Genomic DNA, 16251 nt, shown 5'->3' with positions numbered 1-16251 from the left:
GAAGACTTATTCGCCGGTGTGTGCGTTACACGACGAAATGAGTCCGGAACCGCGAACACGACCGAACCACGTCGGCGTGCGGTCCGACGGAGGCCGAGCGTGACCGAGGAGTCGGATCGCGGAACCGTCGACCGGCGGACCGTCCTCGGCGCGCTCGCGGGGGCCGGAAGCGCCGCGGTCGCGGGCTGTTCGGGCTCCGGGTCCGATTCGATACCGAGCGACGCGGCCACGGAGGACCTCGATCCGGACACGCTCGACGAGCTCGCCGCGCGGTTCGCGCCGACGCTGTACTTCGATTCCGCCGAGCCGTGGTTCCCGACCGACCCGCGTCCGTACGCCGTCGAGGAGGACGGCGAGACGGTCGTCGACGGGTTCGAGGCGTTCGACGGCTACCACGAGCGCTACGACGAGGCGGGCGAGCCGCCGGACCCGACGGTCTTCTACAACGGGGTCCGGTACGAGGACTCGCCGCTCGCGGTCGTCCAGTTCTGGCTCTACTCCGCGTTCGACCAGTTCACCGCCAACTTCCACTGGCACGACTGGGAGGTGCTCCACGTCTTCGTCGACCTCGACGCCGGCGACCCGCAGCTGTACGTCGCCAGCTCCCACTCCCGCAGCGTGCCGAACAACGAGTTCCTCGATCCGGATCCCGACGCGGTCCCGCGGATCCTCTCCGAGCTCGGCTCGCACTCCAGCACGCTCTCGGTCAACGAGATCCCCGACCGGTTCCAGCGCGTCGGCGAGGAGGGGTTACTGGCGGACATCACGAACGCGACGATCGACACCGTCGAGGACCTCCTCGGGGTCCCCATCGCGTACGGGCTCCCGCGCGACGAGGGGACCCGGCTCCCGTTCGTCGTCCCCGAGTACGAGGGCGCGCCGATCTACGAGCACCCGGACCTCCCCTCGGTCACCTCCGAATCGCTGGTCGACGGGGCGCTGACGGTCCGATCGCTCGACGCGCTGGGGTCGCCGCCGACCGACCTCCCGCTCCGGGAGACGGGGATCGCCTTCCGGCACGCCGACCGCGAGGACGCGGCCGCGGACGAGACCGCCGAGGAGGTGATCGAGTACGAGCTGGTCGAGAGCGCCGAGCTGGAGGACATCTCGGCGTTCACCGGCCCGCAGCTGAGCTTCGAGTTCGCGGTCCCGGAGGCGGTCGAGGACGCCGTCGCCGGTCACCTCACGACCACGGGCGTCCCGTGGGAGCAGCCGCGCTACGGGAACCCGGCGCTCGACGTGACCGCCGGCAACCACCGGTCGGATCTCGCCGCGCGGTACGACGCTATCGCTGACGACGAGTCGTTCGGCGACGCGGCGGCCGAGGGGCTGGACGGGGTCGTCGCCCGCGTCACCCGAGCGACGGAGAGCGACGACGCCCCGGAGGGCGAGGGGCTGACGACGACGGACGCGGTCACCGAGTCGTTCGTCCTGATCGAGAGCGACCCGGAGGCGGTGCCGACGTTCGCCGGCGGGGTCGTGGTCGCGAACGGGGTCCCCGAGGGCGACCACCGGCTCACCGTCAACGGCGCGGGGCAGGCGCCCCACAGCGAAGGGCTGACGGTCTCGGCGGACGAGCCCGTGACGACCGCGGGCGTCGACGGCGAGATCCCCCTCGTCGCCCGCGAGAACGCGACGAAGGTTGAGCTGTCGGACGCCGAGAGCGACGTCGACGTGACTCGGAACGCGATCGAGGACGACTTCGCGGGCCGGATCTACGACTCGGCGGTCGACGGGAGCGACGCGGTGTACGTCCACGCGGGCGGCGCGTACACGAACGAGGTGCGCGACGCCGACGGCGAGATCGGCGCCAGTCGGGTCAACCCGGACCCGGCGGCCGGAGGGGACGGCTCCGACGGAAACGACCCGATCCGGATCGACCGGCCCGAGACGGGCGCGGCGTCGCTCGCCGGGTTCGTCGCCGACGTGGCCGAGGAGACCCGGGCGGAGGTGGCGGCCGCGGCGGCCGAGGGCGGGGGCGACGACGATGACGGGAGCGACAGCGACGACGACGGAAGCGACGGCGACGACGGTGACGACGGGGACTCGGGCGGAGGCGGATCCGACGACGGCGGCCCGTCGAACGCGGTGAACGGGCTCGAACGCGCGCTCGCCGCCGCGGTCGACCACGCGGAACGGGCCGAGCAGCGCGCCCGCGAGGGCGACGGCGAGGGGACGGAGCGCCAGCTGGAGAACGTGCTCGATCGGATCGCCCGAATCGAGGAACGGCTCGCGGCGGCGCGAGACGGGCTCCCGCCGGGCCTCGCGAACGCGACCGGAAAGCGGGTCGAGCAGGCGACGCGGCGCGTCGAGCAGGCGCGGGAATCGGAGAAGCTGTAGGCGGGAATCGGAGAAGCTGTAGGCGGGAATCGGAGAAGCTGTAGGCGGGAATCGGAGAAGCTGTAGGCGGGAATCGGAGAAGCTGTAGGCAGGAATCGGAGAAGCTGTAGGCAGGAATCGGAGAAGCTGTAGAGGGGGCGCGGGCGACGAGCCGCTTTTTCGCGCCGCGAGCCGCTGCGTGAGGGTGTGCCACGCCGCACCACTGGATGGAAAGCTATACGACGCCGACCCGACCACGAGTATATAAGCAGATGTCTCAGGAGGGTTACGACCACACCGCGGTCGAGAAACGGTGGCAGGAGGCGTGGGAGGACGCCTCCGTGTATCGCACGCCGGACGAGGTGGACAACCCCACCTACGTGCTGGGGATGTACCCGTACCCGTCCGGGAAGCTCCACATGGGCCACGTCCGCAACTACACGATCACGGACGCGTACGCCCGGTACCGCCGGATGCGGGGCGACGACGTGCTCCACCCGATGGGGTGGGACGCGTTCGGTCTGCCCGCCGAGAACGCCGCCAAGGAGCGGGACACGAACCCCCGCGACTGGACGTTCGACTGCATCGACACGATGCGCGGCCAGATGAAGTCGATGGGGTTCGGCTACGACTGGGACCGCGAGGTCACCACCTGCACCCCCGAGTACTACCGGTGGAACCAGTGGCTGTTCCGGCGGTTCCACGAGGCGGGGCTCGTCGAGCGCCGCGACGCCGAGGTGAACTGGTGTCCGTCCTGCGAGACCGTCCTCGCCGACGAGCAGGTGGAGGGCGACGACGAGCTGTGTTGGCGCTGTGACACCCCCGTCGAGACGCGGGACCTAGACCAGTGGTTCTTAGAGATCACGGAGTACGCCGACGAGCTGATCGACGCCATCGACGAGCTGGAGGGGTGGCCCGACTCCGTGCGCCAGATGCAGCGCAACTGGATCGGCCGCCAGCACGGGAGCGAGGTGGACTTCCACGTCGAGGGTCACGGCCCTGTCACGGCGTTCACGACGCGGATCGACACGATCCACGGCGCGACGTTCTTCGCGCTGGCGCCGGACCACCCGATCGCGGAGGAGCTGGCCGACGAGGACGACGCGGTCCACGAGTTCGTCCACCACGAGGCCGACCCCGAGGGCGACGAGCCCAACGGCGTCGAGACCGGGCTCACCGCCACGAACCCCGCGACGGGCGAGGAGATCCCCGTCTTCGTCGCCGACTTCGTCCTCTCCGACGTGGGGACGGGCGCGCTGATGGCGGTGCCCGGCCACGACGAGCGCGACCACGCGTTCGCCGAGAAGATGGGGGTCGACATCGAGCCGGTGATCGCGCCGGAGCCCGACGACTGGGACGGCGAGACGGTCCCGGACGCGCCCGACGTGAGCGAGGCCGCGTTCACCGACGACGGCGTCGTCATCAACTCGGGCGAGTACAGCGGGCTCGACAGCGAGACGGCCCGCGAGCGGCTGACCGAGGACATTGAGAGCGCCGAGGCGACCACCCAGTACCGCCTGCGCGACTGGGGAATCTCCCGACAGCGCTACTGGGGGACCCCGATCCCGGTCGTCCACTGCGACGACTGCGGCTCGGTGCTGGTGCCCGAGGAGGACCTGCCGGTCGAGCTGCCGGAGTTCATCAACACCACCGGGAACCCGCTGGACGCCGCCGAGGAGTGGAAGGAGACGACCTGTCCGGAGTGCGGCGGCCCCGCGACCCGCGAGACCGACACGATGGACACGTTCGTCGACTCCTCGTGGTACTTCCTGCGCTACGTCTCGCCGGGCGACGAGGCGGTCCCCTTCGACTTAGAGCGCGCGAACGACTGGATGCCGGTCGACCAGTACGTCGGCGGCATCGAGCACGCCGTGATGCACCTGCTGTACTCCCGGTTCGTCACCAAGGTGCTGGCCGACGAGGAGGGGCTGGAGCACCGCGAGCCGTTCACGAACCTGCTGGCGCAGGGGATGGTCCAGCTGGAGGGCGAGAAGATGTCCAAGTCGGTGGGGAACACGGTCTCCCCCCAGCGCATCGTCGACGAGTACGGCGCCGACACGGCCCGGCTGTTCATGATGCAGGCCGCCCAGCCCGAGCGCGACTTCGACTGGTCCGAGGAGGGCGTCAAGTCGACGCACCGCTTCCTGGCGCGGCTGACGGACCTCGTCGAGGAGTACGCCGCGGGCGACGCGTCGCTCGCCGGCGACGGCGACGCCGAGGGCGCCGACCGCGACACGGTCGACGACTACGTCGCCGACGAGATCGACGCCGCCGTCGCCATCGCGGGCGGTGAGTACGACGACCTCACCTTCAACGTCGCGCTGCGCGAGGCGCAGGACCTCGTGGGGACGCTCCGGAGCTACCGGGGGCACGCCGACCCGCACCCGGAGACCTACGAGCGCGGGCTGGACGTCGCCGTCCGCCTGCTCGCGCCGGTCGTCCCGCACCTGGCCGAGGAGCTGTGGGAGACGCTTGGCCGCGACGGGTTCGTCGTCGAGGCCGACTGGCCGACCGCGACGGTCGACCGCGAGACGGTCGAGAAGCGTCGCCGGTTGGTCGCCAACACCCGCGAGGACGTGCGCGACATCGTCGAGGTCGCCGGTATCGAGGACCCCGAGCGAATCGACGTGGTTGTCGCGCCCGACTGGAAGTACGACGCCCTGTCGATCGCGATCGACAGCGACGCCGACAACCTCATCTCGGAGCTGATGGCGGAGAGCCACATCCGCGAGCGGGGCGACGACGCCGCCTCCTACGGACAGGACCTGCAGGCGAACCGCGAGGCGCTCCGGGAGACCCTGTCGGGCGACGAGGAGTACGAGGCGCTGCGCGCGGCCTCGTGGCTGATCGAGCGCGAGTTCGACGCCCCGGTCCGCGTCGAGCGCGCGGCCGACGCCGACGACTCGGTGGTTCGAAAGGCCGAGCCGGGTCGCCCGGCGATCGATATCGTCGAGTAGCGGCCCGACCATTTATAAACAGATCCGGCGGCCCGGAAGGGCTTAGTCGCCGGCGGCGTCCCCCCGTGTATGGACGATTCCGACGCGGCGAGCGGCGAGTCCGGGGGCCCCTACGCCCCCGCCCGCGACGCCCTCGCGGGCGAGGGTCTCGGCGCTGCGGACGGTGGGGGCGCGGCCGACCCCGACCCCGCCGTCCTCGCCGCCCGCCTCGACGACGGCGACCCGCTCTCCGGGTTCGCCGACCGGTACCACGTGCCCGACGGCGTCTTGTATATGGACGGCAACTCGCTCGGCCCCGCGAGCGACGCCGCCCTCGCGAGCCTCGACCGCGTCGTCGACGAGTGGCGCGACCGGCTGATCGGCGGGTGGACCGACGCCGACCCGCCGTGGTTCGAGGTCGGCGAGCGGCTCGGCGACGCGCTCGCGCCCATCGTCGGCGCCGAGCCGAGCGAGGTCGTCGTCGGCAACTCGATCACCGTCAACGTCCACACGCTGATCGGCACCTTCCTCGACGAGCTGCTGGCGGGGAACGGCCCGGATCGGGAGGAGTTCGAGGCGGCCGACGGGACGTGGGAACCGGACGGCGGCCCCGACACCGAGCCCGCCGTCCTCGTCAACGAGCTCGACTTCCCCTCGGACCACTACGCGGTCCGCGCGCAGCTCCGCCAGCGCGGGATCGACCCGGACGAGAAGCTCCGCGTCGTTCCGAGCCGGGACGGCCGGACCATCGACCCCCGCGACATCGAGGCCGCGCTGGCGGCGCACGACGACGTGGGGATCGTCTGCATGCCGACCGCGCTGTACCGCTCCGGCCAGCTGTTCGACGTCGCGCGGATCGCCGATGCGGGCCACGAGGCGGGCGCGTACGTCGGGTTCGACGCGGCTCACTCCGCGGGGGCGGTCCGGCACGAGTTCGGCGACGCCGGCGTCGACTTCGCGGTGTGGTGCACCTACAAGTACCTCAACGCCGGCCCCGGTTCGATCGGGGCGCTGTTCGTCGCCGAGCGCCATCACGGGCTCACGCCCGCACTGGCGGGGTGGTGGGGCCACGAGAAGGCGACCCAGTTCGAGATGAACATGGAGTACACGCCCGCGGAGTCGGCGGGGGCGTGGCAGATCGGCACCCCGCCGCTGCTCGCCGCGGCGCCCCTCGAGGGGTCGGTCGAACTCCTCCGAGAAGCCGGGATCGACCGGCTTCGAGCGAAGTCGCTCGCGCTCACCGACTTCCTGATTGCCTTAGTCGACGCCCGGCTCCCGGCGGTCGACGTCGGAACGCCGCGCGAACACGCGGCTCGCGGGGGCCACGTCGCCCTCGAACACCCCGACGCGGAACGGCTGAGCGAGGCCTTAAGAGACCGCGGCGTGGTCGTCGACTTCCGGCCGCCGAACGTGGTTCGAGTGTGTCCGGCGGCGCCGTACACCGGATTCGCCGACGTGCTGGAAGTGGTCGACGAGATCGAGGCGATCCTCAAGTCGGGGGCGCACGAGAGCTACGCGACGAGCGAGGGCGGGGTGACGTAGCGGTCGCGTCGATCTGGTCGCGTCGCGGCCCGTTAGAGTCCGAATTCGAGCACCGACATCCGCACTCTTATCAGCCTATTAATCCTATCTGGTGCTAAGAGAACCGATGGGCGAGAATGCACGTTCAACCGACGACGCCAGCTCGTTCGACGTGACCGGCGAGGGCGTCGACAGCGTTTACGAGGCGATCTTTCGCGAGATGGACGACGCCGTTTTTATCGTTGAGGTCGGCCGGACCGGCGACGGCTACAAATTTACCTTTGGACAGAACAACACCGCACACCAGGAGCAGACGGGCCTCTCCGAGGACGCGATGCGGGGTCAGACACCGAGGGAGTTCCTCGGCGACGAGCAGGGTGCGGCCGTCGCCGCGAACTACCGCCGTTGTGTCGAACGCGGAGAGACGATCGAGTACGAGGAGTGGCTCGACTTTCCGGGGGGCACGAACTGCTGGCAGACGAAGCTGACGCCGATCACCGAGGACGGAAGGGTGACGCGGATCGTCGGCGTCGCGCGGGATATCACCGAGCAGAAGGAACAGGAGCGGGAGCACCAGCGTACGCACCGCCGGTTCCAGACCGTGTTGGAGACGATGTCGGCGGCGGTGTTCCTCAAAGACGCCGACGGTCGGTATCTCCTGATGAACCAGGCGTGCCGCGATCTGCTCGACGTGGACGACGACTCCGTCGGGATGACCGACAGAGACCTCTTCCCGCAGGAGAGCGCGGAACGGACCCGGGCGGACGACCAGCGAGTCCTCAACAGCGGAGAGCAGATCGAAATCGAAGAGACGATCCCGACTTCCGCGGGGGAAAGCGTCCGCCTCACTCGGAAGTCACCCGTGTACGACGACGAGGGGGAGATCGTGGCCGTCTGTGGCGTCTCGACGGATATCACCGAGCAGAAGGAGAGAGAACGGACGCTTCAGCAGCTCAAAGACCGCCTCGAACTCGCGGTCGAGGGCGCCCAACTCGGGATCTGGGACTGGGACATGACCACCGACGAGGTCGAGTTCAACGAGCAGTGGGCGCGGATGCTCGGACACTCCGCGGACGAGATCGAACCGCGCCTCGAGGAGTGGGAGCGCCGCGTCCACCCCGACGACCTCGAGCCGGTCGAAGACGCCCTGTCGGAGCACATCGCCGGCGAGACGGCGTACTACGACACGGAACACCGGATGCGTACCGCGTCCGGCGAGTGGAAGTGGATCCGCGACGTCGGGAAGGTCGTCGAGCGCGACGGGGAGGGAGAACCGGTTCGGGCCGTCGGCATCCACCTCGACGTCGACGATCAGAAGCGGCGAGAACGGGAGTTGGAACGCACTCGGGCGCTCATCGAGCGGACCCAAGAGAGCGCGTCGATCGGGTGGTGGGAGTTCGATCTGCTCGACGGGTCGCTCACGTGGAGCGACGAGGTGTATCGCATCCACGAGGTGCCGATGGACGAGTCGGTCGAGCTGGAGGACGCCATCGAGTTTTACCACCCGGCCGACCGAGAGACAATCGAGGCCGCCTTCGACCGGCTGATCGAGGAGGGCGAGTCGTACGACCTCGAACTGCGGGTCGTCAGGGAGTCCGGGCAGACCCGGTGGGTCAGGGCGATCGGCGATCCGCAGTTCGACGACTCGGGGGACGTGGTCGGCGCGTTGGGGCTGTTCCAAGACATCACGGAGCGGAAGGAGTACGAGGTCGCCCTCGAGTCGACCCGCGAGGAGCTTCGGAAGATCATCGACCTCGTCCCGGACCTAGTGTTCGCGAAGAACCGCGACGGCGAGTACCTACTGGCGAACAAGGCGACCGCGGAGGCGTACGGAAAGACGCCCGAAGAGGTCGAGGGACGCTCGGAGGCCGACATCATTCCCAACGTCGACGACTCGGCCGAGTTCCGACAGGACGACTTGGAGGTGATCGAGTCGGGCGAGCCGAGATTGATCGGGGAGGAGATGCTGACGACGGCGGACGGCGAGACGCGCATCCTGCAGACGACGAAGATCCCCTACAAGGTGTCCGAGACGGGGGAAGACGCCGTGCTGGGATACGCCCGCGACGTGACCGAACTCAAGGAGTACGAGCGGACGCTCGAGCAGCAGCGGGACAGCCTCACCCTCCTCAACCAAGTCGTCCGCCACGACATCCGGAACCAGCTGATGGTCGTCGAGTCGTACACCGAGCTGCTCGTGGACTCGCTGCCCGACGACCAGAGCCGGACGTACGCGCGGACGGTCATCGAGGCGGCGAAGCAGGCGACGGAGATCACGGAGACGGCCAAGGACGTCACCGACGTGCTGCTACAGGTCGGCAGCGACCGGTCGCCGGTGAACCTCCGCGACGAGCTCTCCGATCAGATCGAGCGGGTCCGCGCGGATCAGGACAGGGCGAGGGTCTCCGTCGACGGGGACATCCCCGACGTGACGGTGTTGGCCGACGACCTGTTGGAGTCGGTGTTCCGGAACCTGCTGACGAATGCGGTCGTCCACAACAACGAGGACGTGGCCGAAATCGCGGTTTCGGCGCGCGTTGACGGCGATTGCGTGCGCGTGTCGATCGCCGACAACGGTCCCGGTATCGAGGATAAACACAAAGAACAGATCTTCCAAGAAGGCGAGAAGGGCCTCGAGAGCGGCGGGACGGGGGTCGGGCTCTACCTCGTCAAGACGCTCGTCGACAAGTACGGGGGCGACGTCTGGGTCGAGGACAACGAGCCGACGGGCAGCGTGTTCATCGTCGAACTGCCTCTCGCCGACTGACGGGACGCGACTGCCTCTCGCCGACTGACGGGAACGCGAGACGTATCGCGGCCGCGGGCGGCGCTGACCTGTCGCGCAGACCTCGCACAGCGACGGGCTTAATCGCCCGAGCGCCCAATGTCCGACGATCAGAGAATGCCGGAACCGTCGGGCATGGACGCGTTCGCGCACCTCGGGAGCGAACTGCGCGAGGCGCTCTCCGAACAGGGGTTCTCCACGCCCACGGAGCCCCAACGCGAGGCGATCCCGCCGCTGGCCGACGGGAAGAACGCCCTCGTGCTCGCCCCGACGGGCACCGGGAAGACGGAGACCGCGATGCTCCCCGTCTTCGACGCGATCGTCGACGCTCGGGATTCGCCGGGCGACCAGCCGCGCGAGGGGATCTCTGCCCTCTACATCACCCCCCTCCGCGCGCTCAACCGCGACATGATGGACAGACTGGAGTGGTGGGGCGACCGGCTCGGCGTCGAGGTCGCGGTGCGCCACGGCGACACCACCCAGTACGAGCGGAGCAAACAGGCCGACGACCCCCCGGACGTGTTGATCACGACGCCGGAGAGCCTCCAGGCAATCTTGACCGGCTCGAAGATGCGGGTCGCGCTCGAAGACGTCGCGCACGTCGTGATCGACGAGGTCCACGAGCTCGCCTCGGCGAAGCGCGGCGCCCAGCTGACGGTCGGGCTCGAACGCCTCCGCCGCGTGGCGGGGCCGTTCCAGCGGGTTGGGCTCTCCGCGACGGTCGGCGACCCCGAGGAGGTCGGGCGGTTCCTCGTCGGGTCGGGGACACGCGACCCGAACCGCGAGGGGGACCGCGAGTTCGAAGTCGTCGAGGTCGCGGCCGGGACGCGCACCGACGTGCGGGTGCTCGACCCGCCGATTACGGACCGCGATTCGACGCTCGCCGGCGAGCTGGCGGTCGACGAGACGACCGCGAGCCACGTCCGGGCGATCCGCGAGATCGTCGCCGACCACGAGTCGACGTTGATCTTCGTCAACACGCGACAGACTGCTGAGGCGCTGGGCTCGCGGTTCAAGACGCTCGCGGAGCGGGAGGAGCGGGAGGGCGTCGCCGACCCCACCGAGATCGAGGTCCACCACGGCTCGCTCTCGAAGGACGTGCGGATCGACGTGGAGGACCGGTTCAAGGCGGGCGAGCTCGACGGGCTCGTCTGCACCTCCTCGATGGAGCTCGGGATCGACGTGGGGCGCGTCGACCACGTGGTCCAGTACGGGAGCCCGCGCGAGGTCGCCCGCCTGCTCCAGCGCGTCGGGCGCGCGGGGCACCGCCGCGACCTCGTCTCCGAGGGGACCGTCGTGACGCAGGGCGGCGACGACACGCTCGAAGCGCTCGCGATCGCGCGGCGCGCCGGGGAAGAGCTGGTGGAGCCGGCCGCGATCCACCACGGGAGCCTCGACACCGTCGCCAACCAGATCGTCGGGATCGTGATGGACGAGGGCGAGGTTCACGCCCGACGGGCGTACGATATCGTCACGAACGCGTACCCGTTCGCGGACCTCTCGGAGCCGCAGTTCCAGGAGGTCGTCCGCGAGCTCGACGGCAACCGCCTGCTGTGGCTCGACGAGGAGTCGGACACCTTAGAGAAGTCGGGCGGGACGTGGCAGTACTTCTACGCGAACCTCTCGATGATCCCCGACGAGTCCACCTACGAGGTGTACGACATGTCCTCCCGTCGCGGGATCGGCACCTTGGACGAGCGGTTCGTCGTCAACTTCGCGGGGCCGGGCGAGACGTTCATCCAGCGCGGCGAGATGTGGCGCATCACCGAGGTCGACGAGGAGGAGGAACGGGTGAACGTCACGCCCATCGCCGACCCCGCGGGAGAGGTTCCCTCGTGGATCGGCCAGGAAATCCCGGTCCCGAAGCCCGTCGCGGAGGAGGTCGGCCGGATCCGCGGCGAGGTCGCCGATGCGCTGGAAGCGGGCTCGACGCCCGAGGCGGTCGCGGGTGACCTGGCCGAGCGTTACCCGGCGGACGAGGAGACGATCGCGACCGCGCTGCGGCCGGTCGTCGACCACGTCGACGCCGGCCACCCGGTCCCCACGGACCGCCGGGTCGTGATCGAGGGGAGCGCGCGCACCGTCGCGGTCAACGCCGCCTTCGGCCACGAGGTCAACGAGACGCTCGCGCGCCTGCTCGCGGCGCTCGTGGGGCAGCGCGCGGGCTCGTCGATCGGGATGGACGTGGATCCCTACCGGGTCGAGTTCGAGGTCCCGCACGACGTCGACCCCGGCACGTTCCGCGAGGTGCTGGAGACGACCGACCCCGACCGGCTGGAGGCGTACCTCGAACTCGCCCTGAAAAAGTCCGACGCGCTCAAGTTCACCCTCGCGCAGGTCGCCGCGAAGTTCGGCGCGGTCAAGCGCTACCGCGAGGGACGGGGGCGCTTCGGCGGCGACCGACTGCTCGCGGCGCTGGAGGACACCCCCGTCTACGACGAGGCGCTCCGCGAGGTGTTCCACGCCGACCTCGCGGTCGGGGAGACCGCCGCAGTGCTGGAGGGGATGCAGGACGGTTCGATCGAGACCGCGATCGCCCGCGAGCGGACCCCGCTCGGGACCGCCGGCCGGTCCTCAGGGACGGAGTTCCTCGTCCCCGAGAACGCCGACGCTGACGTGATCGAGACGATCCGCGAGCGGATTCAAAACGACCGGGTGATCCTCTTTTGTCTCCACTGCGCCGACTGGACGCGCACCACGAAGGTCCGGCGCGTCCCCGACGAGCCGGAGTGTCCCGAGTGCGGCTCGACGCGGATCGCGGCGCTGAACCCGTGGGACGACGAGACGGTCGCGGCGGTCCGGGCGTCGGAGAAGGACGAGGAGCAGGAGCGGCGGACGGAGCGGGCGCATCGGGCGGCGAGCCTCGTCCAGACGCACGGGAAGCGGGCCGTGATCGCGCTGGCGGCGCGCGGCGTCGGGCCACACAACGCCGCGCGGATCATCAACAAGCTGCGCGAGGACGAAGACGAGTTCTACCGCGACGTGCTCCGCCAGGAGCGCGAGTACGCGCGGACGCAGTCGTTCTGGGACTAGATCGGGACAGCGATTCGGCTGACTAATTGCGAGGGACTGACGGCGCGGTCAATGCGACCAACGCTCTAGCCGCTCGTTTATAAACGGTTGACTGCGGATCGGCGGTGGACACCGCCAAAGCCCCAGCCGATCGCTTATAAATGGTCAGCTGCGGATCAACGGTGAACACCGCCAAAGCCCCAGCCAGGAGGACGGCTTACGCTCGCTGCGCTCCTCACTCGGTCGCTAGCTCCCTCGTTGCGGTGCTTGCGTCGCCTAAGCCGTCCTCCTGGCTGCCCCTTTGAGTCCCACCCACAGCACCGCAACCACAGCCTCATTCCTCCCCAGCCTCGCGGCTCGCGCCTTAAAAAGGCGCTCGCCGCGTCCCTCGCGCGGCGCTCCTCGCGGCCTACCGGCCGCTCGGAGGCGCGCGCCACCGCACATCCCTTATAAATAGCCGCAGACGTTTCCCACCCGATTCGTTCGCTACTCGTCCGGGTACTTCGGCTCGCGGCGCTCGGCGCGCTCGGTCGCGCGCTCGATAACCTCGCGGACCGTGTCGGGGCCGTCGCTCGCGCGGTACACGTCGCCGTGACCGGGGTACATCGCCGTCACGGTGTCCGGGAGCGCGTCGAGGATGGCGTGCAGGCTCTCGATCAGCGCCTCGCGCGATTGCCCCGCCATGTCGGTGCGGCCGAACGAGCCGTCGTCGAACGCGCCGTCGTTGTACACGACCACGTCGCCGGAGTAGAGCCGCTCGTCGCCGATCAGGGCGACGTGATCGTCGGCGTGACCGGGGCTCTCGACGACCTCGCAGGGCTCATCGCCGACGAGGATCTCGTCGCCGTCGCCGATCGCCACGTCGCTTCGGGGGTGCGAGGCGTTGGCGTAGAGGGTCGCGTCGAACCGGTCGAGCACCGCGTCGAGCTCGCCGACGTGGTCGTGGTGCTGGTGGGTCAACACGACCCGGTCGAGCCCGTCGACGCCCGCGTCGGCGAGCGCGTCGGCGATCACGTCCTCGACGCCGGGCATCGTCCCGGCGTCCACGAGCGTCGGCGCCTCGTCGGGCACGAGGTACGCGTTGCAGGTGAACTCCTCCGCGTCCGCGGTGACGGTGATCGGCTCCATACGCGCACGAAGGCCGCCGAACGGGTAAAAGCGTGCAGTCGCCGGCGGGCGGGTCGCCGAACCCCCCCGAGCGCCCGGGGATTTATCCGTCGCGGCGTGTTAGCTACACTCACATATGGGCTTCGGAAGCTACGACGAATCCGAACAGGAGAACCAGGACCTGGACGCGGATTTCGACGACGACGACGGAGTCCGAGCCGCGGAAGAGGTACACGAGGGCTCCGTCGACTACGAGCCCGGCGCGTCGAACGACGAGCTTCTCGACCGGCTCCAAGAGATCAAGTCCGAGGAGACGTAACGGGGTGACCCCGCCGAGCCGGACGCTCGGAATCGCGTTCTCAGACGGCGACCGGACCAGCCGCCTAGCCGGGGCCGTGGTCAGATCCGACGGCACGCTCGACGGGCTCGGGTTCGAGGCGTGTACCGTCGGCGGAACCGACGCGACCGACGCCGCGATCGCGCTCGTCGACCGGCTCGGCCGCGAGGACGTGCGTCACGTCGCCGTCTCGGGGATCGCGCCGGCGTGGTTCAACCTCCTCGACCTGCCGCGCCTCCGCGACGCCGTCGACCGACCGGCCTACGCCGTGAGCTACGAGGCGAGCCCCGGGCTCGAACCGGCGCTCCGCGAGGCGTTCGACGGCGAGGCGCTCGCCCGGCGGCTCGAGGTCTACCGGTCCCTGCCGGACCGGGTTCGGGTGGTACCGGACGAGTCCGGGGACGCCGCGGACGCGACGGACGAGGACCCGCAGCCCCTGTTTGTCCGCGCGGTCGGGATCGACGCGGGCGAGGCCGCGGCCGCAGTCCGCGGGCTGGTCCGCGAGGGGTTCCGCCGTCCCGAGCCGCTCCGGATCGCCGCGATCGCGGCGAGCGCCCATCGGGAGGCGGCGGAGGGGTAGTCGGCACCCGGTTCTGGCCCGAGCCCCCGGCCGAACCGCGGGCAACGGCCCGCGCCGGATATATACCGGTCCGCCGAGATCCGCCGGTATGAGCGACGACCGCGGCGTGCGGTTCCGCGACCGCGAGCGGCTCGCGCGGACGCGGACACACGAGACCGCCCTCGACTGCCTCGCGGCTGGGATCGAGGCCGCGCTCCCGGAGCGACTGGTCCGCGACGCCGTCTCGGTCCGGGACGGGAGCCTCCGGATCGAGGGTGGCGACGGCGAGACCGGCGAGTACGACCTCGACGCGTTCGACCGGATCGTCCTCCTCGGGGCGGGGAAGGCGTCCGCCGAGGTCGCCGCCGCGCTTGTCGCCCTTCTCGAGGGCGGCGGGCACGGCGGACACGGCGTCGCCGAGGGCGTCGTCGTCACCGAGGACCCGGCGGACCGACCGTCCGCGGCCGGACTCGCGGTCCTCCCCGGCGACCACCCGATCCCGAGCGAACGGGGCGCCGAGAGCGCGCGGCGGGTGCTCGACGCGGCGGAGCGCGCCGGGCCCGACGACCTCGTGCTCGCCGCGATCACCGGCGGGGGGAGCGCGCTTCTGGCCGCGCCCGCGGACCCGCTCTCGGTCACCGACCTCCGGGCGCTCACGGAGGGGCTGCTCGCGTCGGGCGCGTCGATCGACGAGATCAACGCGGTCCGGAAGCACTGCTCGGCGGTGAAGGGCGGGCAGTTGGCTCGCGCGACCGCCCCCGCGACGACCGCGACGCTCGCGGTCAGCGACGTGATCGGCGACCCGCTCGACACGATCGCGAGCGGCCCGACCGTCCCCGACCCCTCCACGTACGCGGACGCGCTCGCGGTCCTCGACCGGTACGACCTCGACGTCCCCGCCGCGGTGCGCGAGCACCTCTCGACGGGCGCCGACGGCGACCTCCCGGAGACCCCGACCGCGGGCGACCCGGCGTTCGACCGGACCGCGGCGTTCGTCGTCGGCAACGCGCGGACTGCGCTCGACGCGGCCGCGAGCGCCGCGGCGGACCGGGGGTACGAACCGCTCGTCCTCTCCGCGAGCGTCCGGGGCGAGGCGCGCGAGGCCGGGACGACCCACGCCGCGATCGCCGAGGAGTGCGCCGCCCGCGGGTCGCCGGTCGAGCCGCCGGCCGTGCTGCTCTCCGGCGGCGAGACGACCGTGACGCTCGCGGACGCGGCGGACCCCGGGACTGGCGGCCCGAACGCGGAGTTCGTCGCGAGCGCCGGCCTCGCGCTCGCGGCGGGACCGCTTGGGGAGGAAGCCGTCAACGGCGACCCCCGGGTCGTCGTCGCGAGCGTCGACACCGACGGGATCGACGGCCCGACCGATGCCGCCGGCGCCGTCGCGGACGCGACGACGCTCGACCCCGACGCCGCCCGCGACGCCCTCGACCGGCACGACGCGTACCCGCTCCTCGACGACGCGGGCGCGCTCCTGCGGACCGGGCCGACCGGGACGAACGTCAACGACCTGCGGGCGATCGTGGTCGAGAAACGGGACTGAGCGTCGGAGACGCGCCGATCGCTTATAAACGGCATGCAGTGGCGCGTGCCTCCGAGGCCGCTTCGCGGCCGAGGAGCACGCGCGAGGGAGTCGCTGGCGGCGCTAGCCGCCAGCGACGAGGCTGGGGAGGCG

Annotated in this window: 9 protein-coding genes; 8 read left to right on the top strand and 1 reads right to left on the bottom strand. The window is 70.6% G+C overall.

Going from position 1 to position 16251, the window contains the following annotated elements; all coding sequences use genetic code 11:
* Positions 1-99: 99 nt before the first annotated feature.
* The 5 genes from JIN95_RS00895 (at position 100) to JIN95_RS00875 (ending at position 12594) form a co-directional block, all read left to right on the top strand.
* Positions 100-2340, top strand: coding sequence for a hypothetical protein (locus JIN95_RS00895; RefSeq protein WP_200530262.1), 2241 nt, complete (start codon positions 100-102; stop codon positions 2338-2340).
* Positions 2341-2591: 251 nt separating this feature from the next.
* A complete protein-coding gene (gene leuS / locus JIN95_RS00890) occupies positions 2592-5276 on the top strand; it encodes a leucine--tRNA ligase (protein WP_200530261.1) in 2685 nt (894 codons plus the stop codon).
* Between the two features lie 69 nt (positions 5277-5345).
* Complete coding sequence (kynU, locus tag JIN95_RS00885) at positions 5346-6797, top strand: kynureninase (protein WP_200530260.1); 1452 nt, start codon at positions 5346-5348, stop codon at positions 6795-6797.
* Positions 6798-6903: 106 nt separating this feature from the next.
* The gene (locus JIN95_RS00880; RefSeq protein WP_200530259.1) at positions 6904-9543 is read left to right on the top strand and encodes a PAS domain-containing protein; all 2640 of its coding nucleotides are present in this window, start codon (positions 6904-6906) and stop codon (positions 9541-9543) included.
* 135 nt (positions 9544-9678) lie between these two features.
* Entirely contained in the window at positions 9679-12594 is a 2916-nt protein-coding gene (locus tag JIN95_RS00875) for a DEAD/DEAH box helicase (RefSeq protein ID WP_200530258.1), read from the top strand.
* A 465-nt stretch (positions 12595-13059) separates the two neighbouring features.
* Here JIN95_RS00875 and JIN95_RS00870 read toward each other — a convergent pair whose 3' ends face one another.
* Positions 13060-13701, bottom strand: a complete 642-nt coding sequence (locus JIN95_RS00870; RefSeq protein ID WP_200530257.1) for an MBL fold metallo-hydrolase — start codon at positions 13699-13701, stop codon at positions 13060-13062.
* 115 nt (positions 13702-13816) lie between these two features.
* On the opposite strand from JIN95_RS00870, the gene JIN95_RS00865 reads away from it, so the two are divergent.
* From JIN95_RS00865 to JIN95_RS00855, 3 genes are all read left to right on the top strand, one after another.
* The gene (locus JIN95_RS00865) at positions 13817-13999 is read left to right on the top strand and encodes a DUF5786 family protein (protein ID WP_004049114.1); all 183 of its coding nucleotides are present in this window, start codon (positions 13817-13819) and stop codon (positions 13997-13999) included.
* A gap of 4 nt (positions 14000-14003) precedes the next feature.
* Entirely contained in the window at positions 14004-14597 is a 594-nt protein-coding gene (locus JIN95_RS00860; protein WP_095635404.1) for a DUF99 family protein, read from the top strand.
* An 88-nt stretch (positions 14598-14685) separates the two neighbouring features.
* The gene (locus JIN95_RS00855; protein ID WP_200530256.1) at positions 14686-16119 is read left to right on the top strand and encodes a DUF4147 domain-containing protein; all 1434 of its coding nucleotides are present in this window, start codon (positions 14686-14688) and stop codon (positions 16117-16119) included.
* The last annotated feature ends 132 nt before the right edge of the window (positions 16120-16251 follow it).

The sequence above is a fragment of the Halorubrum sp. LN27 genome (genome assembly GCF_016635065.1).
GTDB classification, from domain to species: domain Archaea; phylum Halobacteriota; class Halobacteria; order Halobacteriales; family Haloferacaceae; genus Halorubrum; species Halorubrum salipaludis.
The sequence above is the reverse complement of the archived record's forward strand: the minus strand, read 5'-3'. Positions and strand labels throughout refer to the sequence as shown.

What these genes read in the sequence shown, in the direction of transcription:
- leuS (WP_200530261.1), top strand. Translation starts at nt 2,592, where the DNA reads ATGTCTCAGGAGGGTTACGACCACACCGCGGTCGAGAAACGGTGGCAG.
- kynU (WP_200530260.1), top strand. Translation starts at nt 5,346, where the DNA reads ATGGACGATTCCGACGCGGCGAGCGGCGAGTCCGGGGGCCCCTACGCC.
- JIN95_RS00880 (WP_200530259.1), top strand. Translation starts at nt 6,904, where the DNA reads ATGGGCGAGAATGCACGTTCAACCGACGACGCCAGCTCGTTCGACGTG.
- JIN95_RS00875 (WP_200530258.1), top strand. Translation starts at nt 9,679, where the DNA reads ATGCCGGAACCGTCGGGCATGGACGCGTTCGCGCACCTCGGGAGCGAA.
- JIN95_RS00870 (WP_200530257.1), bottom strand. Translation starts at nt 13,701, where the DNA reads ATGGAGCCGATCACCGTCACCGCGGACGCGGAGGAGTTCACCTGCAAC.
- JIN95_RS00865 (WP_004049114.1), top strand. Translation starts at nt 13,817, where the DNA reads ATGGGCTTCGGAAGCTACGACGAATCCGAACAGGAGAACCAGGACCTG.
- JIN95_RS00855 (WP_200530256.1), top strand. Translation starts at nt 14,686, where the DNA reads ATGAGCGACGACCGCGGCGTGCGGTTCCGCGACCGCGAGCGGCTCGCG.